The following is a 24,802-nucleotide window of genomic DNA, read 5'->3' on the forward strand; positions in this document are numbered from 1 at the left end:
CGCGGGCTGCCGGTCGCGGTGATCGGGCTGGGAAGCATCGCGAACAAGGCGTACCTGCCCGTCCTGACCGCCCTGCCCGGAGTGGACCTGCACCTGATGTCACGCAGTCCGGCGACGGTGGACCGCGTCGCGGACGCCTACCGGGTGGCGCGGCGCTTCACCGATCTGGAAGCGCTGCTCGATGCCGGGATACGCGCCGCGTTCGTGCACACACCCACCGAGCAGCACTATCCGGTCGTGTCCCGGCTCCTCGAAGCCGGAGTCGACGTCCTGGTCGACAAACCGCTCTCGTACGACCTCCGGGAAAGCACCCGTCTGGTCCGGTTGGCCCGCGAGCGGGGCCGCTCCCTCATGGTCGGCTTCAACCGGCGCCACGCGCCCGCCTACCGGGCAGCGCTTGACCATCCCCGCGAGCTGGTGGTCATCCAGAAGGACCGCCGCAACGGCCCGGGCGACGTGCGCACCATCGTGCTGGACGACTTCATCCACCTGATCGACACCCTGCGCATGCTCGCCCCCGCCGACGTCGCCTTCGACGCGCACGGCCGCGTGGAGGCGGGGCTGCTCCACCACGTGGTGGTGCGGGCGACCGCGCCGGGCTTCACCGGCCTGGCCGTCATGAACCGCGTCAGCGGCTCGGCGGGCGAGGTGCTGCAGACCGCCGGGGCCGGCCGGCGCCGGGACGTGGCCGACCTCACCGAGGTGACCGTCCACGACGGCGCTCCGCTCCTGCAGCGCCCGGACGCCTGGGAACCGGTCGGCCGACGGCGTGGCTTCGAGGCCATGTGCACCACGTTCCTGGACGCCGTCCGCACCGGCAAAACCCTCGACGCCACCGACGCTCTGGTCAGCCACGAATGGTGTGAACGGATCATCGACAGGCTGGGGCCGGGGCGCAACGAGCCCCGGGCGGTCACGCCGTAGGGCGGCGGTCACGGCCGTCGCGCATCCGCTCTTGCGAGTGAACGGACCGCAAGGCGCCTCCCCCGCCTGCCCCGTCACCGGTATGCAGAGGGCATGTCTTGCATCGCCGGTACCGAAACGGCAGAACACGAACTGACCTGGCACGGCTTCCGGTTCATCGCGCGCACCGCCACCCGAGGCGCTGCGGCCACCGAACCCCTGATCATCCTCGGCGGCTCCTCGCAGGACCGGTTCTCCTGGCTGCGCTACGAGCAGCTGCTCCTGTCGCACACCGCCTTGCTGACTCTGGAACTGCCCGGCTACGGGGATGCCGATCCCCTGCCGGTCGAGCACGGGATGGACTTCCTCGCCGACGCCGTCCGCCACGCCGCCGACTCCCTGTCGCCCGGACGCGTCAACCTCTTCGGCGCCTGCTTCGGGGCCGCCATCGCCCTGCGCTTCGCGCAGCGGCATCCGGAACGCACCGCACGCCTGATGCTCGGAGGCACCGCGGTGGAGATCTCGGCCGAGTACACCGCGGCGGCCACGCGATGGCGCCGCATGGCTGAGGAGGGGCTCCTCGAAGCTCTGGCCCAGGACATGGTCGAGCAGTTCATGGCTCCGCCCGGCCGCGGATTCGTGCGGCGACGTGCCGCGGTCGCCCGCCTGATGCGCCAGAGGTTCGCCGGCCTCACCGAGCGCGAACTGGCCATGGACCTCGTCCACCACGAGCGTCTGCTGTCGCACCCGTGGAGCCTGGCCCACCTCCCCGTCACCGCTCCGGTGCTGGTGTTCACCGGGGAGCACGACACCATCACGCCGCCCGGGGCAGGCCGCCGCGTCGCCCAGGGTCTCGGGGCCCGGTTCACCACCATCAAGGAGTCCGACCACCTGGTACAGGTCGAGCGTGACGGCGACCTGGCGGATCTGATGGCGAACTTCTTCACCGACCAGCCGCTCGACGGACTCCCCTACCTCAACCCCGTCGAACACTTCGCGCCCCGGTGATGCGGCATGCCGCATCCGTGCCGCGGAGAGCGCCCCGGCCGATGACCGGCCGGACGGCGGCCACGCCCGGTCCGCAACCGGGAGTCCACGGCCCTGTGCCGGGGCGCTCTCCCGCACAGGGCCGCAATCGGGCGGAGCGGACGGCGTGCGACGAAGGTCGCGCCCCCCGGTCGGTGACCGCCGTCCGGCGGCGGCCCGGAGGCGGCGGGCCGACCGCCACCAGGCCCCTGTGTCAGACGAGGCCGGGGAGCTCCCGGGCCTGGAACGCGGCGCGGACCGCGTCCGCGGCGCTCCTGCCGTACATCGTCTCCGCCGTCGCGACCGTCGTGTTCGCGGCGGCCGCGAAGCTGGTGTCGGGGGCGAAGCCGAACTGCGCGTCGACGATGATCCGGTCGGCGATGCGCGGACCGAGGGCGGTACGGATGTCGTACAGCGCGCGGGACCAGATCTCACCGTCCGCGTGGACCTCGCCGACCCGGTCCGCGTACGTCTTGCCGGAGTCGATCCGGCGCAGACAGTGCGGGGCGTCGCTGTAGGTGACGGAGTCCCAGTCGGCGACGCAGGCGACGTCGGCCTTCAGCGGCCAGCCGTACCGTGCGGCGGCGTGCTCGCCGACGGCGACGGCCAGGTAGTCGCCGAACGCCTCGCCGATGGAACCGGCCTCCGGAGAGCTGCCGAAGCCGGGCACCTGGGCCTGGTGCACGGCATGGCCGTACTCGTGCACGACGACCTCGGCGTCCTCGGCATCGTCCACGCCGCCCTTGCCGAAGCGGATCTCTCCCTTCTTGTCGGTGAAGAAGGAGTTGTCGGCGCCCCACTGGTTGATGCGGACCGGCTGCACCCTGTCGTTCGCTCCGGGCAGTTCGTCGCCGAAGCCGAGGCCTTGCAGGTACTCCTGCGCCTCGTTGATCCAGAAGTACGCCATGACCTGCTCGAACTGGTCGTCGTGCCGGTCGTACGAGGCGGCGTCGGCGAGCCGCGCGGAGGCACCGGTGCTGGAGCGGACCGAGGCCCACCGGCCGGAGAGCCCGCCGCTGCCGTCCAGATTGCGCAGCACGACGGTCGCGTAGGCGGTGGCGGGGACCGCGGCCGCGGCGTCCTTGTCGTCGGTGAGGGTCTGGTCGCCCGAGGACTGGACGGGGTTGACCATGAACACCCGGGCCTGCGGGCCGGGTACGACGGGGGCGGCCCCCGTGGCGGAGGCCGAGCCGGCCGTGGCGATCAGAGCCATGGTGGCGGCGGTGGCCCCGGCGAGCAGACCGCGGGATGTGCGGCGAGCCATGTGCATCCTCCCCTAGCGGATGGTGTGGTGGCGGAGAAGTGGTGCGGGCGCGATCTTCGCGCACCGCCCCGGCCTTTGACCAGGTTCATGGCAAGCAACAGATTCGGGGCCGTCGGCCTGGCGCTCGGCGCGGGTGTCCTCACACGACGGGGCAGCCTGCCCGCTCGGGGGGCGCGTTCGCGGACCCCGGCCGCTCCGTCGGATGCCCGCGCCGCCCGGGGATCCCGTTCCGTCAGGTTCCCTTACCGCGCGGGGATCCGGTTCTGCCGGGGACGATCACGAGGAGCGATGCCCAGGACACGGCGAAGAGCCCCGCCGCCACGAGCGACGACCGCGTTCCCATGGCGGCGGTGACCAGCGCGCCGGTCGCGGCACCCACACCGAAGAACAGGATGACCGACGCGTACAGGACCGCGAGACGCAGGTCGGACCGGCTCCGGGTGCGGCGTGCGGTCAGCACCGCGCCGGTGACTCTGGTCAGGTTCCCGGTCATGGCGACCGTGAGGAAGGCGGCCGGCCTGACCGCCTGGAAGAAGACGACCTGCAGCGCGACGACGAATCCGACGGACGTGGTGACGGCGACCTGCGGGATGTCCCCGGGCGTGAGCCCGATCACGGTCAGCACCGCGGTCTCGAGGGCGAGGGCGTACAACAGCGGCCAGGGGGCGATCCGGCGGCCCGCCGCCGCGGAGGCACGGAGCAACTCCGCTGCGACGACGCCTGCGACGAACGCCATCATGGGCCACAGATGCGCCAGGGATCCGTGGGCTCCGGGCTGCGCCACGTCGACACCGAACAGGACCAGATTCCCCGTCTGCGCTCCCGCGAAGACACCACCGTGCGCCATGTACAGATAGGCGTCCACATAGCCGTTGGCCACGATGATCAGGGAGCTGAGCGTGACAGGGACCGTGACGTCTTGACTCATCCGGGCTTTCCAGGGCGGCGGCTGGACAACGAGAGCCGATCGTTCACGCCCGTTTGATGCGAAAAGACCAGCACACGGACGATATAGGGCGCGAGGCCGGTGCGCGAAGGGGCCTCGCGGATCGACGGACGGCTGGTTCCGAGGCCTTCCCCCCCTCCTCCCGTCCAGGGCCGTTCGGTCCCCTGTCGCCGACCGGGGCTGTGAGGTTCTCCACCTCCGTTCCCTCCCGTTCAAATGAGAATCCCAGATGCGTATTTGGTAGCGTCACAGACATGCGGCTGACGAAGTTCACCGACCTGGCGCTGCGCGCCGTGATGCGGCTGGCGGTCTGCGAGGAGGGCGAGTCCCCCACCACCCGGGACGTGGCCGAGGCGGTCGACGTGCCCTACGCCCACATGGCGAAGGCGGTCAGCCGACTGCGGCAACTGCAAGTGGTCGAGGCGCGCCGCGGACGGGGCGGAGGGCTGGAGCTCACCCCGTTCGGGCGGCGGGCCTCGATCGGCTGGCTGGTACGGGAGTTGGAGGGTGAGGGGGATGTCGTGGCGTGCGAGGGCGATCCGCCCTGCCCGCTGCGCGGCGCCTGCCGGCTGCGCGGGGCCCTGCGCGCGGCCCAGCAGGCGTTCTACGCCACCCTTGACCCGCTGACGGTCGACGACCTCACGGGTCCGCCGACCGGCCCGGTCCTCGTCGGCCTGACGGGACGCCGCCGGGACTGAGCGTTCCGTTCCAGTACGCCGCACCGCGCGGGGCCGACTCGCTCAAAAATACGCAGATCACATACCAATTAAGGGAGTCCTCATGCTGTCCGAACAGTCCGCACCGGTCGTCCGCGCGACCCTCCCCCTCGTCGGCTCGGCCATCGGAGAGATCACCGGCCGCTTCTACTCGCGGCTCTTCACCGCTCACCCCGAACTGCTGCGCGACCTGTTCAACCGCGGCAACCAGGCCAACGGTGAGCAGCGGCAGGCCCTGGCGGGGTCCATCGCGGCGTTCGCGACCGCGCTGCTGGAGCACCCGGACACCCGGCCGGACGCGATGCTGTCCCGCATCGCGCACAAGCACGCCGCCCTCGGCGTCACCTCCGAGCAGTACAAGACCGTGCACGAGCACCTCTTCGCGGCGATCGTCGAGGTGCTCGGCGACGCCGTCACCCCCGAGGTGGCCGCCGCGTGGGACGAGGTCTACTGGCTGATGGCGAACGCCCTGATCGCCATCGAGGCGCGCCTGTACCGGGACGCGGGCGTACCCGAAGGCGCGACCTGGCGGCCGATGGTGGTCGCGGAGCGGCACGAGGAGACACCCGACACCGTCTCGCTGGTCCTGCGCCGCCCCGACGGCACCCCCGCCGGCGGCTTCCGGCCCGGCCAGTACGTGAGCGTACGGGTCGGCCTCCCGGACGGCGCACAGCAGATCCGCCAGTACAGTCTCTCCGCCGCTCCCGGTGCCGCGCACTGGCGCATCACCGTCAAGCGCGTGCGCGGTGGCGCCGGCCCGGACGGCGAGGTCTCGGCCTGGCTGCACGCTCATGCCCGGCCCGGCCAGGAGCTCAGCGTCTCGGCGCCTTTCGGCGACCTCGTCCTGCCGGCGGGCGACACCCCGCTGCTGCTGGCCTCCGCAGGGATCGGCACGACGCCCATGCTCTCCATGCTCGACCACCTGGCCGCCACCGGCTCCACCCGCCCGGTCACCGTTCTGCACGCCGACCGCACACCCGCCGACCACGCCCACCGCGCCCAGCAGCACGCGCTCGTCGGCGCACTGCCGGATGCCTCACTGCACCTGTTCTACGAAGACAGGGGCACGGGCGAACTGCCCGCCGGGGCCCGGCTCGGACAGGCCGGCCTGGACGACGTGCCGCTCCCGGACGGCGTGGTCGCCTACCTCTGCGGGCCGCTGCCCTTCATGCGCGCCGTACGCGGCGACCTGCTGCGCCGGGGCGTACCCGCCGCCGACATCCACTACGAGGTCTTCGGGCCCGACCTGTGGCTGGGCGAAGCGGCCTGAGACCGGGCCCCGGGGCGCGAGCAGACGCTGCACCCGCGCCCCCGGAGAAGGACCGACGCGACTCCCCGCTGCCGCCGGACCGCACGAACAAGGCCCGGCGGCCCTGAGAAGCCCCATGCGCTCCCGCCGTACCCCGGCCGGCGGCGCGCGACCCGGGCGGGGCGCTGCCGGCCCCGATGCCACCGGGGCCGGCCGGGCCGCGGAGCCGGCCGTACCCCGGCCGGGGCGCCGTGACCGCGACCGCCCGCTGCGGGGACGGGGCCCGGCCCACCGGGCCGGCCGGGGACAGGCTCCGTGGCGGACCGGCCGTCCAGGGGGCCACCGGCTCGGCGGCACGGGGCAGGAGTCGCAGCGGCCCGCGACGGGTTCTAGCGTAGAAGCGGGGGCCTGATGGGCGAGGCCGAGAGGAGTGATCGCCATGGCGGGGCGCACGCGAAGCGAAGTCGAGGCGGAGATCAAGGAAACCCTGGGGCTCGTACCCCACTTCTTCTCCCGCATCCCCGATGATCTGCTGGATCTCGAGTGGGAAGTCTTCAAGAAGCTCGAGCTCGGCGAGACGCTGATCCCGAACAAGTACAAGGAACTGATCGGGATCGCTCTGCACTCCGAGACGAAGTGCCGGTACTGCACGCTCTTCCACACCGAGGCCGCGAAACTCTTCGGGGCCACCGACGAGGAGATCCAGGAGGCCGTCCACTACGCGAAGAACAGCCTCGGCTGGAGCGCGTACCTCAACGGCATCCGCGAGGACTACGACGACTTCGAGAAGGAACTCGGACAGATCAAGGACTACCTCGCGTCGAAGGGCTGACCGTGCACCTGGAGTGGGCGCGGCCCGGCGTCCTGCGCGTGACGGCTCACACCTTCGAGTTCGCAGCGCTGGTGGCCGCTGCCCGCCTCGTGGCCGAGTCCCCTTCCCACGACATCCCGGAGGAGTCCCTGGAGCAGCTCAGACATGTCCTTGGCGACTACGACGCCCAGACACGCCACCTGCACGGCACGTCGGCCGCAGACGGGGCCTGACGCCACGGACGGGCCCGGGAGGGAATCCCGCACGCGTCCCCGCGCGGTGGGGTCCTTCGCGGCCTCGCGGCAGGCACGGGCCGGGTACGACGAGGAGCCCCTCCGGCGGCCGCTGGTCAGGAACGACCACTCCGGTCGGTCCCGGCTGGTGCAGGTGCGCGATGCGGCTGCCGTCCCCGTCCGCCTGGTGTCGAAGGGTCGCAACAGGACGACACGGTCCGTTTCCACCGGAGGTGACCGTCATGTATGTCGTCGCCCAGCACAAGATCGTGAACCCGGAGACCGCCCTCGCGCGGGGCCAGGACCTGATCAACGGTGTCGGAGCACCCGACGGCACCCGGGTTCTGCAGTTCTACCCGCACACCGGAGGGTCCGCCGTGACGTGCCTGTGGGAGTCCGGGTCCGTCGAGGACGTCCAGCGCTTCGTCGACACGACCCTCGGTGACTCCAGCGTCAACACCTGCTACGAGGTCGACGCCGAGCACGCCTTCGCCGACCGCCCTCTGGGCCTGAGCCCGTCCCCGGCCCCCGTGGCCCACTGAGCAACTCCCCCCCGGGCTCCTGCCTGCGACCTGCGAGTTCACCGGACGCGGCGGACGCGGCGGCGCGGATCACGCCGCACGGTGTCGCCGTCGTCGGGAACGGCGTGCTCACCGGGACGCAGCGGGAGGCACGCGTCGACGACGAGGCCGACAGGTCGCGCGGCGCGCCGGGGTACCGCCCCGGGCGTGTGCCCGGGCGCAGGCGTCGACGACCCGCCGTCCTGCCGGTCGGGGAGCGCGGCGGTCCGTCGCGCCTCGCCCGGTTGGCGTGATCCGACAAGAGATACCGGGCGGGGCGCCGTAGGGTCGCGGCATGCATGAAGAACCGGACCTCACCGGCATCCCCGTGGACACCTCCGCTCCCGTCCTGGTCACCGGCGCGACGGGCTACGTCGCCGGGTGGCTGGTCAAGGGGCTCCTGGACGCGGGGGTGACCGTGCACGCCGCGGTGCGCGACCCCGGTGACAGCGCGAAGATCCAGCACCTCGTCGACTTCGCGGAGAAGTCCCCGGGCGGCATCCGCTTCTTCGCCGCCGACCTGCTCTCCGCGGGCTCGTACGCGGAGGCGATGGCCGGGTGCGGCATCGTGTTCCACACCGCGTCGCCGTTCACGACCCAGGTGAAGGACCCCCGGCGGGAGCTGATCGACCCCGCGGTCCAGGGCACCCGCACCGTCCTGGAGACCGCGAACGCCACCCCCTCCGTACGACGGGTCGTCCTCACCTCCTCCTGCGCCGCGATCTACACCGACGCCACCGACTGCGCCGCGGCTCCCGGGGGGCGGCTGACCGAGGACGTGTGGAACACCACCGCCTCGGTGGACTACCAGCCCTACAGCTACTCCAAGCTGCTGGCCGAGCGCGCCGCCTGGGACATCGCCGGAGCACAGGACCGTTGGCGCCTGGTCGTGGTCAACCCGTCCCTGGTCGTCGGGCCCGCGGTCAACGCCCGGCCCACCTCCGAGAGCTTCTCGATCGTCCGGCAGCTGGGCGACGGCACCATGCGCCGGGGCGCCCCCCGGGCCGGGCTCGGGGTGGTCGACGTCCGCGACCTGGCCCGCGCGCACATCGCCGCCGCGTACCTGCCCGACGCCCAGGGCCGCCACATCGTCTCCGGCCACGACACCGACCTGGTCGAAATGGCGCACTCGCTCCTCCCCCGCTTCGGGGACCGCTTCCCCCTGCCCCGCCGCGCCCTGCCCAAGCCGCTGGTGTGGCTGGTGGCGCCCAGTGCCGGCCTGTCGCGCACCTTCGTCCGCCGCAACGTCGGCGTCGCATGGCACGCGGACAACGGCAAGAGCCGCCGTGCACTCGGCATGCACTACCGGCCGCTGCGGGAGTCGATGGAGGACATGTTCGAGCAGCTCGTCGAGCGCGGCATGGTCGTCGCCCGCGCCTAGCCCCGTGTCCGCCTACTCTCTCGCACCCGAGTGGGGGCGTGTCCTGCGCAGGCTCGGTCTGGACCCGGCCCTCGTGCTGCGGCGCGCGGGCCTGCCCACCGAGCTGCTGGACCGTCCGCGGGCCCGGATGGACGCCGAGGGCTTCTTCGCGCTGTGGGAGGCGGCGGGCGCTCTGTATCCCGGACCCGATCTGGCCGTCGCCGCCGCCTCCGCGGTGTCGGCCGAACAGTTCGACACACCGCTCTTCGCCGGACTGTCCAGCCGCGACCTGGCGGAGGCCGCCGCACGCATCGCCGTCTACAAGCGGCTGATCTACCCCGTGACCCTGGACGTGCGCACCGGCGCGGGACTGAGGATAGCGGTGCGTCCACGCGATCCGTTCCCGCCGCCCGCCGTGCTGGAGCGGTTCGAGCTGCTCTTCTGGGTGTCGTTCGCCCGGCTGGCGACCGGCGCCCGGGTGGGCCCCGTACGCATCACGGTGCCCGACCCGCCCGCCGACCAGAGAGCGGTGGCCGAGTTCCTGGACGGTGTCGTCTTCACCCGCGGCCGACGCGCCGAAGTCGTGTTCTCCCCGTACGACATGCGCAGGCCGTTCGCGGCCGGGGTGCACGCCGGGATGTGGGAGGCCGTCGAACCGGAGCTGCGCAGGCGCCTGTCGGACCTGGAGCGGTCGGCGACCTGGGCGCAACGCACGCACGCCGCACTCCTCACCGGTCTGCCCGCCGGACGGCGCACCCTCGCCGACGTGGCGGTCGAGCTGGCCACCAGCCCGCGCACCCTGCAGCGCCGCCTCGAAGCGGAGGACACGTCGTTCCAGGAGGTCCTGGCGCGGACCAGGGAACGGATGGCGCGCGCCTACCTGCGGCGCCCCGACCTGTCCTCCACCGAGATCGCGTTCCTGATCGGGTACGGGGAACTGACCTCCTTCCACCGCGCCCTGCGCCAGTGGACGGGCGAGACTCCGCGCGCCCTACGCTCGGCGTGAGCGGCCGCGGCCCGCGGAGCTTCACGGTCACCGGTGATCGGCTTCCGGGGTGGTGCGGCTGTGCCCGGCGGACAGCCCCTGCCGCCCCCGGCGGCGTGCAGTGCCCGCTCCGCGCCGCGGATGATCTCCACCGGCCGGAGGCTGTCCGGTTCGTCGGGTACGAGGCCCGCGACTCCGCCCCGCCAGGAGCAGCGTCTTCGGCCAGAACTCCGGCGATCCGCTCCGGGAGGAGGGAGCGGATCGCCGGGCCCGACGCCGCGCTTCCGTCAGCCGAGCACGGCCCGGGCCGGCGAGGCCGACGGCAGGAAGGCCTCCCGGACCTCACCCGAATCCGTCGCGCAGACCCAGGGGTGCGTGACGAACGTCTGCTGGACGTAGGACGCGCCCGGTTCGAGTGTCGCGTAGAAGACCCACTCCCTCTCGTAGTCGATCCAGTACACGTGCAGGCGGACGTCCGAGCCGTTGACGAACTCGACGAAGGTGCTGTCCGCGTCGTCCACCGAGCGCAGGCTCTTCACCCGGGAGGGCGGCACAGCCGTCAACTCGGGCCACCCAGCGCTCTCCTGGACCTCGCCCGGCTGGGTGGCCGGTGCGGTGGTGCGCGCGGCCGTCTCACCGGTGCTCCTGCTCGGGGCGGGAGAGGAGCGGGTGCTGGACGCCTGCCGCCCGGAGGGCACGTTTGAGACCAGCTGCGCGTCTCCCGGAGGCGGCGCGACCCGCGAGGCGGTGGGCGACGGCTGTCGCGGCGGCCCGGCCGGGTCGTCCTCCTCGAAGTCGAACGTGGGAGTGACGGGCGGGGGAACGGGCTGCCCCGTGCCGTGCGGGGCCGCGACAGGACCGCCGTCACCCCTCGACGAGAGGCCGATCACCAGCAGCATCACACTCACCGCGAACACCACGAACGCCAGGGAGGAAGCGACAGCGCGCACCGCACTCGGCAGGGTGGCCCAGCGACCCGGCAACGGCCCTCCGGGTTGCGGCGCCGAAACACCGGAACCGCAGCCGCGGCAGAAGTGACGGTGACAGTCCTCCGGACCGCCGTCCCCCGGCGACCCGAGCCCTCCGCACCGCACGCATGTCATGTACCCCATCGCTCCAGCCCTCGCGAAACCTGCAAGATCAGCCAACATGAGGCACACCGCTCACCCCGGTCAAGAGTTCCGGTGGGCACGGTTACGTCGACGGGTGAAGCCGTATGTGATCTGCCGCCAGTTACGCACGAACAGAAACTCCCCGCGCTTGCCGGACGCGCCGCTTCCGGGTGGGGTACACGCGTTTTCCCCGTGTTCTCGGCCGTTTCGGACCGGCCGATTCTCCGTTGGTGGAGTTGACGTCGTCGTGCACCCTGCGCCGCAACGGACGATGACCGGCCGGGTCCGCGGCGCACCAGCTCACCTGCCTCAGGCCCCGGTCAGCGCTTCGGCGGTGCCGGCGCGGTCGGTGCCGCCTTCGCCCGCCGCAGCCGCTGCCGCGTCCCGGGACGCGCAGACGCCTCCCCCCGACCGGCAAGGGGATCGCCGAGGACACGACCGTCCCGCTGCTCGCTGAGAAATCTCGCGACGACCGTCGGCCCGATCCCGGCGACGGCTTCGGGCTTCACCACGAGCCGCAGTTCGGGGCAGACCGTGCCGATGCGGGACCGGGCCAGGAACGAGCGCACGACGGACACCAGCGACTCCCGCGGCCCCAGTCCCTCGACGCGCGCAAGCCCCGCACCGACGAGCCCGATGGCCACGGGACGGCGTCGCCCGTGCCGGGCGGTGTGCTCCCAGAGGCGTTCCAGACCATGTGCCAGCTCAGGCGCGGAGGACCGGGCGGACAGGTCGTTCCCCATGCGGCTGTAGGCGACGCCGAGGACCTGGCGGTCGCCCGCCCACAGGGTGACAACGGTACCGAGGGGATAGCGGGTGAGTTTGCCGAGCCGCTTGCTCGACCTCGCCTCCACGGCCACCGGCCGGACATGCCGCAGCTCCCGCCGCAACTGGCCGTCGAGCCGTCGGCGGTCCCCGGCGAAGACGGTGTGCAGCAACTGGCCCTGGAGGCTGTCGCGGTGGATCACCCGGTCGTCGGTGACGGTATCGAAGGTGTCGGTGAACCCGATCACCAGATCGGCGTCGGACTGGTCGAGAAGGTCACCGGAGACCAGCACCACCGAAGTCCGCAGGCCGGGGTAATCGTGCCGGGCCAGCACCGCACCCGCCGCGCGCACCCGGCCGCGCAGCTCCTGCACCGTCCGGTCCAGCGCACGGTCCCCGGGGTGCCACTCGGCCAGCCGCTCCGCCACCGCGAGGGCCGCCGCGCTGTCCCCGACCGCGACATGGGCGCGTACGAGTTCGCGCTGCGCCGCCTCGTGCAGGGTGCGCAGGCGCGCGATCGGTCCGGCGGCGAACGCGTAGTCCTCCGCGTCCTGGAGGGGCCGGCCGCGCCACATCTCCAGGGCGTGCGACAGGTCGGCCACGGCCGTGGCGGGTGGCAGTCGCCAGGCCTCGCGCACCAACTCCTGGAACCGCCACAGGTCCAGCTGGTCGGCCCGCAGGGCCAGCCGGTAGGACGTCACCCTCCCCGGTTCGGTGACGATCGTCCCGCTGCCGTCAGCGCTGCCGTGGCAGAAGAGCCGTCGCAGCTCCAGGACCCGCTTCTGTACGGCCACCCGGTCCCCGCGTCGCAGCGGAGGCCTCGCCCCCCAGACGTCCCACGCCACCTGGTCCACCGGAACCGGCTGCCCCCCGGCCACGGCGAGCCGGGCCAGGACCGCCGCGGCCAGAGGAGTCGGGGTGACGACGTCGCCGCCGCGGCGCACCCGCGCCCTGCCGAACAGCGTCAGTCGCAGATCGTCCACGTCGCCTCCGCGGTCGCCCGTCAAACCTCTGCGCCGCGCCAGTCTAACGATGCGCCGGGAGACGGCGGTAGCGCATCGGAAGCAGTCCGGTGCTTTCGGCGGAAGCAGCCCGGCTCGTTGACTCGGAGACCGAACCGGCAAGCCGAGAAGGAGAGTTGAAGATGTCCACGACCGAACGCAGCACCGAGCTGGCCGCCCGGATGGCGGCCCTCGCCGACACGGCGGAGGTCCCCCTGTCGGTGTCTGTGGCCACCGGCGAGGTCAGGAGCGTGACGGACCGCGTCGAGAGCCTGCGGGCCACCCACCCGGCCGCCGGCCGCGGCTCCTGCAACCCCGGGTACTCCTCCTGGGGCGACTGACCTCCCACCGCCCGTGCCCCGGGGCCGTGACCGTGACGGCCCCGGGGCCTCTCAGAGCCGGAGCATTCATGCTGACCACCGGTATCACCCTCTCCGTCCGCTGCAACGCCTTCCACCCGTCGGACGTCATGATCAGTTCGGGTACGCGCCGGCTGTCCCGGGTCCCCGGGGCCGCGGCGGACCCGACGGCCGTCGTCCCACGGGACGACTGGCGCCGCCTCGACCCGTCCGAGCTGGAGCTGCTCGTGCCCGCGCCGGCCACTCCGCTGAACCGGATGCTGACCGTGCTCGCTCTGGACGCCGAATCGCTGGAGACCTGCCGTGACGAACTGCTGCCGGTGCTCGCGGCCGCCGGCGCCAAGGACGCCGGCGAGCGAGCGGCGCGCCGCGGTGCGGTCCTCGGCCGCGTCCGCGAACGGGTCCTGGACGCGGTCGGACACCACGTCGGTGCACGCAGTGCCCGCCAGGGGGCCAGCGACAGCGTGGTCCACCGCGCCGGTCTGGTCTCGACCGCGTACAACTACGAGCGGCGCACCTTCATGGGGCTGCACCTGGACAACCACGAGGACTTCCCGCTCACCGAGCGGCACCGCTCCCTGCTTCTCACGGTGACCAACCTGGGCTTCACCGACCGCTACGTCCATTTCGTCAACCTCCGCGCGACGGAGCTGATGCGGATGCTCGCCGCGGCCGGCCGTACGGTTCCGGACACCGGCCACGCCCTCAAGAACGCCTTCTTCACGGCGTTCCCCGCCCACCCGGTGCTGCGGGTGCGGCTCAGGCCCGGCCAGGCCTACCTCGTCAACACCCAGGACGTGCTGCACGACGGCGCCACCAACTCCGTGGGACTGCCGGACGTGTCGTTCCTGACGGCGAACCGGCTGGTCCCCGCAGCGCTGGTGGGGGAGGCTCCGTGACCTCCCCGCGGCAGCCGGCCTCATCCGGCCCGGGCCCGATCCGGCAGGTGGTGCTGCAGTCCACCGGCTTCTGCAACATCGACTGCGCGTACTGCTACCTGCCCGACCGGCTCACGAGAACCGTGATGCCGCTGGAGACGGTGCGCGCCACGGCCCGCGCGCTCGCCGACAGCGGACTGCTCGCACCCAGGGTGGAGGTCCGCTGGCACGCGGGCGAGCCGCTCACGGTACCCAGGTCGTTCTACGCGGAGGCCCACACACTGCTGCGGGAAGCGCTGCGGGGCCGCACCCGGCTGTCGTTCTCGCTCCAGACCAACGCCACCCTGCTCGACGGCGCATGGGCGGACTTCCTGCGGCGCGAGGAGGTGCGCGTGGGGGTCAGCCTCGACGGCCCCGCGCCGGTACACGACGCGCACCGGCGCACCCGCGGCGGAACGGGCACCCTGACCCGCGCCCTCAGGGGTGTGTCCCATCTGGCGGCGGTGGGGCTTCGCTACGACGTCATCTCCGTCATCACTCCGGCCACGCTCGCCCGTCCCGGCGACTACCTGGACTTCATGGCGGAACTTGCGCCCCGCTCACTGGGACTCAATCCCGAGGAGACCGAAGGGGGCCATGAATCCGCCCTGCACCGCGTCGACGGCTTCGCGCGGGAGTACCGCGGCTTCCTGCACCGCGTCGCCCGGTGGTCGGAGCACACGGGGATCGAGGTGCGCGAACTCACGGCCATGCGACGGCACATCCTGCACCACGCCCTGCCCGTGCGGAACACGCAGAACGAGCCGCTGTCCATCGTCACCGTGGGAGCCGACGGCCGCGTGTCGTCGTTCTCCCCGGAGCTGTTCGGCTGGAGGAGCGCACGGTACGGGGACTTCGTCGCGGGCCGGGTGACCGACCCGGGGTTCCGCTTCGACCGCTGGCCGGAGACCTTCCGGCTGCTGGCGTCGGACGTCGAGCGGGGCCGGGCCGCCTGTGAACGCAGTTGTGGCTACTACGCGGTGTGCGGCGGGGGCGCTCCGGCGAACAAGTGGGCCGAGCAGGCGGACATGGCCGCCACCCGCACGGCGTTCTGCCGGCTCGGCGTGATGGCCGTCGCCGACGTCGTGCTGGACGGCCTCGAAGCGGCGGGCCGGTGAGCGCCCCGCCGTCCCGGGCGCGCGTCACCGTCCGCGGCGACTGCCCGCCGGCCACCGAGGCCGCCGTCCGCCACGCGTTCACGGACGGACCGGCCGACGCCTCCTGCGCCGCCGCCCTCCTGGGCCTCGTCGACCTGCCGGGGCACTTCACCGCCACCGCCGTGTTCCCCGACCGGGACGTGATCGTGACCTCCCGGTCGGGGGCCGTGGCCCACTACTACGACACCGCGACGAGCCGGGTCCACGGGGCGAGCGTCACGGACGTGCTCGGCCGCGCGGGCCGCGCGCTGCGCTGGAACGCCGCGGCCCTGGCCGACCACCTGGTGCACGGCCATCCGCTGGGTGACGCCACGCTCGACCGGGACGTCCGCCGGGTTCCGGCGGGAGCCGTACTGACCCTGGCCCGGCCACGCCCCGTCCTGTCGGCCGTGCCGCCGCCGCCCCGTGAGCCCGAGCCGGCGCGGACGGCCGCGCGTACCGCCCTCGCCGCACTGCGTGGTGCGGTACGGGACGCGACGCGGACGTCGTGCGCGCTGTCGATGTCCGGCGGTCTCGACGCCCGGCTGCTGCTCGCCGCTCTGCTGGCCGAAGGGATCGAGCCGCGTCTGCTGATATCCGGCGTCGTGGGATCGTTCGACCGTACCGTCGCCCTGGCGATCGCCCGGGACTTCGGCCTGCCCCACGAGGTGCACACCGTGTCCGGGCCCGCTCTCGTGGCCGGCGCCGACCGCGTCACGAGGCCGACGGACGGACTGCTGCCGGTCAGCAACTGGGCGGGGATGGCACACGTCGCCGAAGCGATCCGCGCCGAGCCGGTGCTCTTCGGGTACCACGGCGAGCTGGCCAGGGCCTACCACCTGTCCGCGGTGGGCAGGCACGCGTGGCCCCAGGCCGCGCGACCGGCTGCGGAGGCCCCCGCTCACCTGCTGGAACGTGCGGGAGGGGACCCGTTCCTGCCGGGCGAACGGCACCGGATCGCGGACGAGCTCCGGGAGGCTCTGCGGCCGGAGCTGATGACGGAGCGGATCCGGGCGGCACTGCCGTCCGAGCCCCTGCGCGGTTCCCTGCTGGGGGCGTCGGAGGCGTTCTTCCGTACCCAGTACGGGCACCGCAAGATCGCCACCAACCTGGCGGCCATCGGCACCTTCACTCACTGGCGGGCGCCCCTGCTCGCCCCCGGCTGGAGCGACGCCGTACAAGCCCTGCCGCGCAGCTGGAAGCTGGGCGACCGCTGGCACCGCTGGGCCATCGGTCTGCTGTGCCCGGCACTGCTGCGCTATCCGGAGGAGCGCTACGGCCCCGTGACCTCGCGCCGCCCTCCACTGCGCTACTGGTCGCGCGGGCCCGCTCCGCCGGACACGCCGTTCTATGCCGACCAGGCGCCGCTGAGCACCCCGGGCGGACTGCTGGACGGCCTGGCCGCCGCCGACGCCTCGGCACTGGCCCCGCTGCTGGATCCCGCCCTGGTGGGCGAGCTCGCGCGGGCGCAGACCGGCGGGGCGGCGCGCCCTCACCTCTGCTTCGCCCTGGGTGCCCTCGCCGAGTGGGCCCGGACGGCGGGCAACCGCCCTACGGGCACGGGGCCCGCAGCGGCCGGGTCCCTCCGCGACGGTCCTGCGGGCTCCTGAAGAAGCCCGCCCCCGACGGCTGCGCGTCGTGTGTCTTCGCCAGTGTCTCGGGGCGAAGAAGGCCGACGAGACCGACGAGCGGCTGCACCACGTCGTCGCGTGGCGTGAGACGCCCTTCTTGCCGAAGGAACGGGTCCGGACCGGTCAGGCGGGCCTTGCGACCGTCTGGACCCACACGGTTCCGTCGGGGCCCTTGGCCACGCCCACCCCCATGTCCTGGTACCGGCAGTCGAGCATGTTGTCCTGGTGGATCGCGCCGTCCATCCAGTCGGCCACGACAACGGCCGGGTCGGAGGTGCCCCTGTCGAGGTTCTCGCCCCATCGGCTCCAGTCGTACCCCGCGGCGCTGATCCGGCTGTCAGCCTGCTCGCCGGCCAGGTTCTCGTGGTCGAAGTAGCCGTGCGCCACCATGTCCTCCGCATGCCTCCGGGCCGCTTCGCTCAGTCTCGGATCGATCCTCAGCGGAGCGCAGCCGACGCGCGCCCGCTGGACGTTCACGAGTTCGGTGAGCCGCTGTTCCGTGCTCACCGCCGCAGTGGCGGACCTGGTCGGGCCGGGTTCCGCGGGCCGCGTCGGGCTGGGTGCGGGCGGGGACGGAGGCGAAGGCACGGTTCGCGAGGGCGACACGGCCGCGGACGAGGAGACGGGAGGGGCCGTGCTGCGGTCGGGCGCCGGCTCGGGGCTGGGCCACACCAGGGCGAGCAGCAGCACTCCGGCCGCCGCTCCGGCACCCGCCGCCCCGGCGACGGGCCACCCGCCTCCGCTCGAACCGGCCGAAGCGTCCGCCGGCTGCCCCGCACCGGCTCGGCCGTCCGCCCCGGTCGCGGTGCCGGGGTCGCGAGCGCCGGACACGGCACCGCCGTGGCCGTCCGGGCCTGCCTGACCGGCTCCTGCGTGCGGGCCGAACCACGAGGGCGGAACGGTCGGGTAGCCGTGCAGGGGGACGACCATCACCATGCCCGCGAGCAGCCCCTGCGCCGGGACGAGGTCCTGCCGGTGGCCCGAGCAGCGGTGACATGTCCGGATGTGCCGGGCGATCCTCTTGCGCCACACCGACGACGGGACTCCGTCCCAGGCCGCGATGGTCGCACCCAGTCCGTCGCAGCGGGGATCGGCCGCAAGGGCCCGTGTGATGACCCGGCTGACCTCCAGTTGCTCCTTCATCCGCTGGACGCGCACGGCGGCATGCTGCTCCGTCATCTCCAGGGCCGCGGCCAGTTCGGCCCTGGACAGCACACCAGCGGCCTCCTGCCACCAGAGGGCCAGCACGTCGCGGTGGCTCGCGTCGAGCCAGCGGGTCGCCTCGGCGACTTCACGGCGCTGCCCGGACAGACCGAGCCGGAGGATGGTCACGTCCACGAAGTCACCGGCCAGATCCTCCCGCTCGGGGACGCGTTCGAGGGCGGTCGGCGCCCCGCGCTGCCGGTGCCAGCGGTGCCGTATCTGGTTCATGGCGATGGCGACCACCCAGGAGCGCAGCTGTGACGGCTCCCGCAGTCCGCCGAGGCCGTCGAGCACCCGGAACATCGTCTCCTGCACGACGTCGTCCACGTCCGCGTGGCCGTCCAGGGCGCGCCCCACGACGTTGTAGACGAGCGGCAGGTACTCCGCCACGACCTGTTCCCGCGCGCGCCGGTCCCCGGCGCGCGCCGCCGTCACCACCTCGGCCCCGGGCAAGTTGTCCCCGTGCATCGTCTCCTCGCCTCTCTGCCCGCCCTCATGCCGTCGGCCGGGACGCGCCGCCTTCGCGGGCGTGAGTGCCCGTTCCGGCGTTCCGCGGCGTGAGGCAGGGACCGTACCGCACGTCTGTTCCGGACCCGGTCGTGCCCTCCGGACCGTGCGGCCTGCTCGGGGGAGGGCTCCGGGAGACGCCGCATGTCCGGCTGCGGCGGACGGCTTGCGCCGGCCCCGTCCGGTGCGCCGACCGGTCCCGCGGCGCTGCGCAGTGGGCACACGGCTCCGCAATCCCCCGGCCCCTCGCGGCTCTTGTGCCGTGCGACGGCACCCGCACCGGCTGCCCGGATCCTCTGCCGCAGGAATCGTTATGCGCGGCACGGCGGCCGCTCTCCTGTGTGCCGGAACGCCCGGCGAAGGACCGAGAGAGCGGAGCGACCATGCGCCGACGTGATTCTCGCCACGTTCGAGGAGAGGGAGACACCCAGCCCCTTTCCCCACAGGAGGAGGACATCACGGCACAGACAGCCGTTCCCCGTGCGACGGCCGGCCGGGCACCGGACCGAAGGGCTCGAAGGGGCGGGGGAGGCCGTCGGCGTGCACGTGCTCACACGCGCGTCCGCGGCAGGCGAGGGAACGGCGCCCGGCGCGGTCTTCTCGCCGTCGTCGCGGCAACCGCCTGCGTACTCACCGTGGGTGCCGGCTACGCGCTGAGCACCCTCGGAAACGGCGAGGACCGGCAGGCCTCGGCGCAGAGCGCCTCCGCGACCCCCAAGGCCGCGGAAGCGGTTGGCGGATCCGAGGCGGCCGCCTCGCGTCGTCCCACACGATCCGCATCCCCCACTCCATCGCTCCCGGCATCGGCGCCCGCCTCGCCGTCCGCGCCACCGACGACGGCCGGAGCAGGGGACCGCTCCACGCGGCCCGGATCGCACCGGGCCACGGCTGGTCCGGCGAGCCCGTCGCGCGCGGGGAACCGCACCGCCACCACGCGTCCTGCGCCCACCACCAGCGCACCTGGCCCCGACGGTCCGGCCACCGGCACCGCGGCCGCTCTCGCCCGGACGGTGACCGACCTCGTCAACCAGGAGCGCGCCGAGGCGGGTTGTGCACCGCTGCGTGTCGATCGCCGCCTCCAGACGGCCGCGCAGGCGCACGCCGACGACATGGCTGCCCGCGGCTACTACGAGCACACCAACCCGGAGGGGAAGAACGCCGGCGACCGGATGGCAGCGGCGGGCTACGACTGGCGCAAGTGGGGCGAGAACATCCACAAGGGGCCGAAGGACGCAAGTACCGCCATGCGGGACTGGATGAACAGCTCCGGCCATCGCGGCAACATACTCGACTGCGGATTCGAGGACGTGGGCGTCGGTGTGAACCTCAGCGCCAGCGGGCCCTGGTGGGTGCAGAACTTCGGCGTCGGCGGGTGATCCCGCGCCGCCGCAGCGCGGTCCGTTCGCCGACGGGTCCGGCGAACGGGGCGGCCTCGGCCGCAACCGAGGTTCCGCACGAGGAACTCGCCTTGTCCGTGGCGCCGTCCCGGTGAGGCCCGGCCGTCCGCGCCTCCACCCGCAGAACGATTCTCCTACTGCCGTACGAACGGCCGCCCGGCGGCGGGCGGTTCTCTCCGCACGATACGGAGGGAGAGTGAGACGGGCCCCGGCTCGCGCCACGGGACTCCGGTGACGGTGGCGAGTTGCGCACAGCGCTTGGCCACCGGAGTTCCGACACCGGCAGTCCGCAGGTGCCGGATGGCCGCCCGACCCGCCTGGCCTCGGGCCTCTTAGTCGAAAACGGGGGTTTTCGGACCTCTTCCGCCCGTGCCACGCTGGAGACTCACGCGGAAGCGGAAGGTGTTCACGTGGGGCGCTGTCCGGACGGGGACATGTGGTCCGCACCTGTGCGGGCGGGGGCAGGCGTGCTCTAGGGTACAGCTGTGGTGTTCCGCCCACGCGTCCGGCAGTCTCGGGGGAGGACGTCAACTGTGGGTGGATTCGAGTGGCGAAAGAGCACGTACAGCGAGAGGGTCGGTGGCTGCGTCGAGGTGGCGTACGACGCGATACAGGTGTCGGTGCGCGACACCAAAGGACGCTTCGCCGTGCTCGACTTCTCCGAGCACCCCTGGTGCGCCTTCGTCGCGTCACTCAGAACCCAGGCCCGGCAGTCCGTCGACGCGTCCCGTCAGCCTGAGCACGCAGAGGTGAGGACAGTGAGCCTTCCCGGATCCGGCGGCCCCGCACGAGCGCCCGTCGCGTCGGGACACGGTCCGAAAGGATGGCATCCCCGCCGGATCGGCATTCTGGCCTACTGCCTTGCCTCCGGTGCCGTCGCCACCGCGGCCGGCGCCGGAGCCTCGGCCCTCGTCGAGGACTCGACGGCCAAGCGTGTCGCCTGGTTCGCGGTCATGTTCGCGGTCTCCGCCGCGTCCGGCGCCTGGCGGGCGACAGTTTCGCGGAGGACCGCCTGATCCTGGCTCAGGGGGTTCATCGCGTACCGCAGTCCGAGTCCGTCCTGGGCTCCCCGCCGACCCGGGCACGGCGTCGACGCACGAACGACATCACGCCGGCGGACACGGCCACCGTCGCGCCCGTGGTCAGGACGTTCGCCACGTAGCTCCCCGCCGTCACGGCCCAGGACGGGACGGATATCTCGAGTCCGTCGCCGGCCCGCATCACCAGATGGAGGCCGCCGCCCAGCGCGATGAGACAGACGGTGACAACCAGGCAGCTCGTGGCCCCGCATTTGACGATCACCCACATCCGTTGACGCTGCTGGTGCCCCATCTGTCCCAGTCGCTCTATCTCCCGCTCGTGCCGTCTCGTGCTCAGCTGCTCGAATCGCTGAGCCACTTCGGGGTCGGCGGCGGCCGCCAAGTCGTGGGAAAGGGCGGCAACTTCCGCATTCTCCGTCCCAGCCTCGTCGGAGGGCGGCGCTCGCAGGGCATCCAGGATGGATTGCCACACCTGTCGCCAGTCCGCCATCAGGCATCTCCTTGCCCCTAAGCGCCGCAGCACCTCAGCCCGCGGCGAAGCGCTCCAGTGCGGTGTCGATCACTGCCACCGCCTCCTCGCCCTGCGCCGACCGGCCGACGATGTCCTCGAAGCACTCCCGGTAGCGGGCGATGTGCTCGAGTTCGTCACTGCTTGCCGTCAGCCCGACCGACGCCTCCTGGTACAGCAGGTCGTTGTCGGCACCCTTGAAGCTCAACAGCGTGAAACTGCTCTGCGTGCTGTAGTGGGCGCCCGCCGTGAGCGGCAGGACCGTCAGGTCGACCCTGGGGTTGGCCGCGACCTCCTTCAGATGACGCAGCTGGTTGCGCATCACGGCCGGCGTCCCGATCTGGCGCACCAGGGTCGCCTCGTCCACGTTCAGCCGGATCAGCGGCCCCTTGTCGGTCTCGAAGTTCCTCTCATAGCGCTTCATGCGCAGGTCGGCGCTACGCCGGGCGAGCTCCTCGGTGGTCTCCGCCGTGAGCAGGGCCATGGCGTAGTCGTAGGTGTGGACCAGGCCGGAGATCACCACCGGGCTGTAGACCAGGATCTCCGAGGCCACCCCCTCGTAGCTCAGCAGCTGGGCGAACTGAGGCTTGATCAGGTCGCTGAACTCCGCCCACCAGCTGCTGCCCTTGCTGTTGCGGGCGGCGTACTCCAGCTCCGTCACCCTGGCCGCGTCCTCGATCCGGTAGACCTGGAGCATCGCACGCAGGTCGGTCACCGAGAGGCTGACCGTGGCGGCCTCGATGCGGATGATCTTCGACAGGGACCATTCCAGCGCGTCAGCCACCTCACGCTGGGTCAGTCCGGCCTCCACGCGGGCTTCACGCAGGGCTTCCCGCAGAATGCGCCGATTGAGCGCAGGGTCGTTCGTAGCCACGTCAGATGCTCCTCCATTGAGGCAATCGCCGCTTTCTCGCCACCCCCCTCTGCCGAAACGCCCTCGGCGAGGCGAGCATGACGAAACGTCATGCGCAGTATGACACATGGCGTTTCGCACATACATGACTGCGACACCGGACGGTGGAGGCGTCTCGCCCACCGCTCTCCGAGCCTCTCTGGTCGGGAGCATCGCAACGCCCATGTCGAGCAACCATCGTCGCAGAGACCACCGCACAGGGACACCGGCCATCGGCAACAGGGCCCGGACCAACGGTCCTCGCCACACCGAAGCACCCGGTCGGCCGCGCAGCAGGGCAGGCATCCACGCCGCACCCAGGCCGTCCGCCGTCGGTACCGCCCGCCGCCGGCACATGCCGCTTGCCTTCGGGCTGAACAATCGTTTAAGGTTCTGAACATGCGTTCAGCAATGACACGTGGTGACGACCGGACCAGTCGGGCCGTACTGCGGGACGAGGCGCTGCGGCTCTTCGCGGAGTCGGGGCCCGACGCGGTGTCCGTGCGACAGATCGCCCACGCCGCGGGGGTGTCGCCGGGGCTCGTGCTGCACCACTTCGGCTCGAAGGAGGGACTGCGCCAGGAGGTCGACCGGCATGTACTGGCCGTCTTCGAGTCGGTCCTCGCCGAGTTGGCCGGGCCGGCCCCCGAAGCGGACGGGCCGGCGGCGGGCGAGGCCCGCTCGCTCGGTGAGGCGGTGCTGCGGCATCTGCCCGAGGACTCACCGGTCCCCGGCTACCTGGGGCGGATGCTGCTGTCGGACTCGGAGGCCGGCCGGATGCTGTTCCGCCGCCTCCACGACCTCAGCCTGCGCACCCTGGAGCAGATGGAGCAGGCGGGACTGGCCGCGCGCGGCCACGATCCGCAGGTCCGCGCCGCGTTCCTGCTCGTCAACGATCTCGCGCTGCTGCTGCTGCGTCCGCGGCTGACCGAGGTCCTCGGGACCGATCCGCTCTCCGCGGCCGGTCTCGCACGCTGGGCGCCGGAGGTACTGGCCATCTACGGCGGAGGACTGTCCGCCGGGGAAGCAGGTGATACGGCATGAAGGCGCTGATCTGCGGGGCGGGCATCGCGGGGCTCACCCTCGCGCACCGGCTGGACGCCCTCGGCTGGGAGGTGGTGGTGCTGGAGAAGGCCCCCGGGCCCCGGACCCAGGGCTACATGGTGGACTTCTTCGGGCCGGGCTACGACGCCGTCGAGGCCATGGGCCTCCTCCCCCGCCTGGAGGAACTGGCCTACCGGATCGACGAGGCGACCTTCGTCGACGAGCACGGCCACCGCCGTGCGGGCCTGGACTACACCCAGTTCTCGCGGGCCCTCGGCGGGCGGCTGATGAGCATCATGCGGCCGGACCTGGAGCAGGTGCTGCGAGAGACGCTCCCGCCCCGCGTGGACCTCCGGTTCGGTACCGGGCCCACGGGCGTCGAGAACGGCCCCGACGGAGTGCGGGTGACGCTCGCCGACGGCCTCGTCGAACACGCCGACCTGCTGGCCGGCGCCGACGGCGTGCACTCCACCGTGCGCCGCCTCCTCCTCGGCGACGAGAGCGGCTTCCTCAAGTACCGGGGATTCCACACGGCCGCCTACGTCTTCGACGACCCGGAGACCTTCGAACAGGTGCAGGGCCGCCTGTGCCTGACGGACACCGTCGACCGCCAGATGGGCCTGTACGGTCTGCGCGACGGGAGAGTCGCCGCCTTCGGCGTCCACCGGGCCGGCAGCGGCCAACTCCCCCCGGACGCCCGTGAGGCGGTCCGCCACGCCTACGCGGGCCTCGGCTGGCTGGTCCCGCGTGCCCTGGCCAAGTGCCCGCCCTCCGACGAGGTGTACTACGACCAGGTCGCGCAGATCGTGACGGACCGCTGGAGCCGGGGCCGCACCGTGCTGGTCGGCGACGCCGCCTACGCCGTGTCGCTGCTCGCCGGCCAGGGCGCCTCGCTCGGGGTCTCGGGGGCGTACGTACTGGCCGAGGAACTCGCCGGGGCAGCCTCCGTGGAAGCGGGACTCGCCGCCTACGAGGAACGCTGGCGCCCCGTGGCCGAGGACAAGCAGGAGGCCGGCCGCGCGGCCGCCGAGTGGTTCCTGCCCGCGTCCGCCACACGTCTGCGCGTCCGCCGCACGGCCATGCGCCTGTCCGGACTGCCCGGCATCGGACGGCTCATGGCCCGCTCCCTGTCCGGCAAGCCCGCCGTCCTGGCCCACGAGACCTCCGCCGCCGGCCGGACCGGCGCCGGCGGCAGGGCCTGACCGGCTTCACACGCAGGCCGCGTGTCCGCCCGGCC

Annotated in this window: 24 protein-coding genes; 17 read left to right on the top strand and 7 right to left on the bottom strand. The window is 72.6% G+C overall.

Annotated elements, in window-relative coordinates; genetic code table 11:
- Positions 1-6: 6 nt before the first annotated feature.
- Positions 7-924 carry a Gfo/Idh/MocA family protein gene (locus AC5K6T_RS16220; protein ID WP_493210798.1) on the top strand — a complete coding sequence of 306 codons (918 nt, stop codon included), beginning with the start codon at positions 7-9 and terminating at the stop codon, positions 922-924.
- 93 nt (positions 925-1,017) lie between these two features.
- The gene (locus AC5K6T_RS16225; RefSeq protein ID WP_493209682.1) at positions 1,018-1,911 is read left to right on the top strand and encodes an alpha/beta fold hydrolase; all 894 of its coding nucleotides are present in this window, start codon (positions 1,018-1,020) and stop codon (positions 1,909-1,911) included.
- 232 nt (positions 1,912-2,143) lie between these two features.
- Here the strand turns inward: AC5K6T_RS16225 and AC5K6T_RS16230 are convergent, their stop codons facing one another.
- Positions 2,144-3,193 carry a M4 family metallopeptidase gene (locus AC5K6T_RS16230; protein ID WP_493209684.1) on the bottom strand — a complete coding sequence of 350 codons (1,050 nt, stop codon included), beginning with the start codon at positions 3,191-3,193 and terminating at the stop codon, positions 2,144-2,146.
- A gap of 232 nt (positions 3,194-3,425) precedes the next feature.
- Positions 3,426-4,121: a YoaK family protein gene (locus AC5K6T_RS16235; protein WP_493209686.1), complete on the bottom strand. Its 696-nt coding sequence runs from the start codon at positions 4,119-4,121 to the stop codon at positions 3,426-3,428.
- Positions 4,122-4,393: 272 nt separating this feature from the next.
- Between AC5K6T_RS16235 and AC5K6T_RS16240 the strand changes: the two genes are divergently transcribed.
- From AC5K6T_RS16240 to AC5K6T_RS16270, 7 genes are all read left to right on the top strand, one after another.
- Entirely contained in the window at positions 4,394-4,837 is a 444-nt protein-coding gene (locus AC5K6T_RS16240) for an RrF2 family transcriptional regulator (RefSeq protein WP_493209688.1), read from the top strand.
- Between the two features lie 82 nt (positions 4,838-4,919).
- Positions 4,920-6,125: a globin domain-containing protein gene (locus tag AC5K6T_RS16245; protein ID WP_493209690.1), complete on the top strand. Its 1,206-nt coding sequence runs from the start codon at positions 4,920-4,922 to the stop codon at positions 6,123-6,125.
- Positions 6,126-6,543: 418 nt separating this feature from the next.
- The gene (locus AC5K6T_RS16250; RefSeq protein WP_493209692.1) at positions 6,544-6,936 is read left to right on the top strand and encodes a carboxymuconolactone decarboxylase family protein; all 393 of its coding nucleotides are present in this window, start codon (positions 6,544-6,546) and stop codon (positions 6,934-6,936) included.
- 2 nt (positions 6,937-6,938) lie between these two features.
- The gene (locus tag AC5K6T_RS16255) at positions 6,939-7,148 is read left to right on the top strand and encodes a hypothetical protein (RefSeq protein ID WP_493209694.1); all 210 of its coding nucleotides are present in this window, start codon (positions 6,939-6,941) and stop codon (positions 7,146-7,148) included.
- Positions 7,149-7,381: 233 nt separating this feature from the next.
- Entirely contained in the window at positions 7,382-7,690 is a 309-nt protein-coding gene (locus AC5K6T_RS16260) for a hypothetical protein (protein ID WP_493209696.1), read from the top strand.
- 313 nt (positions 7,691-8,003) lie between these two features.
- On the top strand, positions 8,004-9,089 hold the full coding sequence (locus AC5K6T_RS16265) for an NAD-dependent epimerase/dehydratase family protein (protein ID WP_493209698.1): 1,086 nt from the start codon (positions 8,004-8,006) through the stop codon (positions 9,087-9,089).
- A gap of 4 nt (positions 9,090-9,093) precedes the next feature.
- Positions 9,094-10,074 (top strand): AraC family transcriptional regulator, encoded by a 981-nt coding sequence (locus AC5K6T_RS16270; RefSeq protein ID WP_493209700.1) that lies wholly within the window; start codon positions 9,094-9,096, stop codon positions 10,072-10,074.
- Positions 10,075-10,340: 266 nt separating this feature from the next.
- On the opposite strand, the gene AC5K6T_RS16275 is transcribed toward AC5K6T_RS16270, so the two are convergent.
- The gene (locus tag AC5K6T_RS16275) at positions 10,341-11,003 is read right to left on the bottom strand and encodes a VHL beta domain-containing protein (RefSeq protein ID WP_493209701.1); all 663 of its coding nucleotides are present in this window, start codon (positions 11,001-11,003) and stop codon (positions 10,341-10,343) included.
- Between the two features lie 482 nt (positions 11,004-11,485).
- Positions 11,486-12,913 carry an AfsR/SARP family transcriptional regulator gene (locus tag AC5K6T_RS16280; RefSeq protein WP_493209703.1) on the bottom strand — a complete coding sequence of 476 codons (1,428 nt, stop codon included), beginning with the start codon at positions 12,911-12,913 and terminating at the stop codon, positions 11,486-11,488.
- Positions 12,914-13,074: 161 nt separating this feature from the next.
- Here AC5K6T_RS16280 and AC5K6T_RS16285 point away from each other — a divergent pair, with 161 nt between their 5' ends.
- The 4 genes from AC5K6T_RS16285 to AC5K6T_RS16300 all read left to right on the top strand — a co-directional run bounded on the left by AC5K6T_RS16285 (position 13,075) and on the right by AC5K6T_RS16300 (position 16,953).
- Positions 13,075-13,272 (top strand): hypothetical protein, encoded by a 198-nt coding sequence (locus tag AC5K6T_RS16285; RefSeq protein ID WP_493209705.1) that lies wholly within the window; start codon positions 13,075-13,077, stop codon positions 13,270-13,272.
- Between the two features lie 68 nt (positions 13,273-13,340).
- Positions 13,341-14,189 (top strand): hypothetical protein, encoded by an 849-nt coding sequence (locus tag AC5K6T_RS16290; RefSeq protein WP_493209707.1) that lies wholly within the window; start codon positions 13,341-13,343, stop codon positions 14,187-14,189.
- Between the two features lie 47 nt (positions 14,190-14,236).
- On the top strand, positions 14,237-15,325 hold the full coding sequence (gene grrM, locus AC5K6T_RS16295) for a cyclophane-forming radical SAM/SPASM peptide maturase GrrM/OscB (protein ID WP_493209709.1): 1,089 nt from the start codon (positions 14,237-14,239) through the stop codon (positions 15,323-15,325).
- Entirely contained in the window at positions 15,322-16,953 is a 1,632-nt protein-coding gene (locus AC5K6T_RS16300) for a hypothetical protein (RefSeq protein ID WP_493209711.1), read from the top strand. Before grrM ends, AC5K6T_RS16300 begins: the two co-directional genes overlap by 4 nt.
- 144 nt (positions 16,954-17,097) lie before the next feature.
- Here AC5K6T_RS16300 and AC5K6T_RS16305 read toward each other — a convergent pair whose 3' ends face one another.
- Positions 17,098-18,645: a sigma-70 family RNA polymerase sigma factor gene (locus AC5K6T_RS16305; protein ID WP_493209712.1), complete on the bottom strand. Its 1,548-nt coding sequence runs from the start codon at positions 18,643-18,645 to the stop codon at positions 17,098-17,100.
- Positions 18,646-19,694: 1,049 nt separating this feature from the next.
- Here AC5K6T_RS16305 and AC5K6T_RS16310 point away from each other — a divergent pair.
- Together AC5K6T_RS16310 and AC5K6T_RS16315 are read left to right on the top strand one after the other, a co-directional pair.
- Positions 19,695-20,060: a CAP domain-containing protein gene (locus tag AC5K6T_RS16310; RefSeq protein ID WP_493209713.1), complete on the top strand. Its 366-nt coding sequence runs from the start codon at positions 19,695-19,697 to the stop codon at positions 20,058-20,060.
- Positions 20,061-20,614: 554 nt separating this feature from the next.
- On the top strand, positions 20,615-21,097 hold the full coding sequence (locus tag AC5K6T_RS16315) for a DUF397 domain-containing protein (RefSeq protein WP_493209715.1): 483 nt from the start codon (positions 20,615-20,617) through the stop codon (positions 21,095-21,097).
- Positions 21,098-21,113: 16 nt separating this feature from the next.
- On the opposite strand, the gene AC5K6T_RS16320 is transcribed toward AC5K6T_RS16315, so the two are convergent.
- On the bottom strand, positions 21,114-21,611 hold the full coding sequence (locus AC5K6T_RS16320) for a hypothetical protein (protein ID WP_493209717.1): 498 nt from the start codon (positions 21,609-21,611) through the stop codon (positions 21,114-21,116).
- A gap of 34 nt (positions 21,612-21,645) precedes the next feature.
- Positions 21,646-22,503 carry a helix-turn-helix domain-containing protein gene (locus tag AC5K6T_RS16325; protein ID WP_493209719.1) on the bottom strand — a complete coding sequence of 286 codons (858 nt, stop codon included), beginning with the start codon at positions 22,501-22,503 and terminating at the stop codon, positions 21,646-21,648.
- 417 nt (positions 22,504-22,920) lie between these two features.
- Between AC5K6T_RS16325 and AC5K6T_RS16330 the strand changes: the two genes are divergently transcribed.
- The gene (locus AC5K6T_RS16330; protein WP_493209721.1) at positions 22,921-23,565 is read left to right on the top strand and encodes a TetR/AcrR family transcriptional regulator; all 645 of its coding nucleotides are present in this window, start codon (positions 22,921-22,923) and stop codon (positions 23,563-23,565) included.
- Complete coding sequence (locus AC5K6T_RS16335) at positions 23,562-24,767, top strand: FAD-dependent oxidoreductase (RefSeq protein WP_493209723.1); 1,206 nt, start codon at positions 23,562-23,564, stop codon at positions 24,765-24,767. The genes AC5K6T_RS16330 and AC5K6T_RS16335 overlap by 4 nt, the downstream gene beginning before the upstream one ends.
- Positions 24,768-24,802: the final 35 nt, after the last annotated feature.

The sequence above is a fragment of the Streptomyces sp. B8-7 genome, from assembly GCF_058833805.1.

Excerpts from the sequence above, each read along its gene's own strand:
- AC5K6T_RS16290 (WP_493209707.1), top strand. The coding sequence starts at position 13,341 with ATGCTGACCACCGGTATCACCCTCTCCGTCCGCTGCAACGCCTTCCAC.
- AC5K6T_RS16265 (WP_493209698.1), top strand. The coding sequence starts at position 8,004 with ATGCATGAAGAACCGGACCTCACCGGCATCCCCGTGGACACCTCCGCT.
- AC5K6T_RS16225 (WP_493209682.1), top strand. The coding sequence starts at position 1,018 with ATGTCTTGCATCGCCGGTACCGAAACGGCAGAACACGAACTGACCTGG.
- AC5K6T_RS16240 (WP_493209688.1), top strand. The coding sequence starts at position 4,394 with ATGCGGCTGACGAAGTTCACCGACCTGGCGCTGCGCGCCGTGATGCGG.
- AC5K6T_RS16285 (WP_493209705.1), top strand. The coding sequence starts at position 13,075 with ATGTCCACGACCGAACGCAGCACCGAGCTGGCCGCCCGGATGGCGGCC.
- AC5K6T_RS16235 (WP_493209686.1), bottom strand. The coding sequence starts at position 4,121 with ATGAGTCAAGACGTCACGGTCCCTGTCACGCTCAGCTCCCTGATCATC.
- AC5K6T_RS16230 (WP_493209684.1), bottom strand. The coding sequence starts at position 3,193 with ATGGCTCGCCGCACATCCCGCGGTCTGCTCGCCGGGGCCACCGCCGCC.
- AC5K6T_RS16330 (WP_493209721.1), top strand. The coding sequence starts at position 22,921 with ATGCGTTCAGCAATGACACGTGGTGACGACCGGACCAGTCGGGCCGTA.
- AC5K6T_RS16335 (WP_493209723.1), top strand. The coding sequence starts at position 23,562 with ATGAAGGCGCTGATCTGCGGGGCGGGCATCGCGGGGCTCACCCTCGCG.
- AC5K6T_RS16250 (WP_493209692.1), top strand. The coding sequence starts at position 6,544 with ATGGCGGGGCGCACGCGAAGCGAAGTCGAGGCGGAGATCAAGGAAACC.
- AC5K6T_RS16305 (WP_493209712.1), bottom strand. The coding sequence starts at position 18,645 with ATGCACGGGGACAACTTGCCCGGGGCCGAGGTGGTGACGGCGGCGCGC.
- AC5K6T_RS16320 (WP_493209717.1), bottom strand. The coding sequence starts at position 21,611 with ATGGCGGACTGGCGACAGGTGTGGCAATCCATCCTGGATGCCCTGCGA.
- AC5K6T_RS16245 (WP_493209690.1), top strand. The coding sequence starts at position 4,920 with ATGCTGTCCGAACAGTCCGCACCGGTCGTCCGCGCGACCCTCCCCCTC.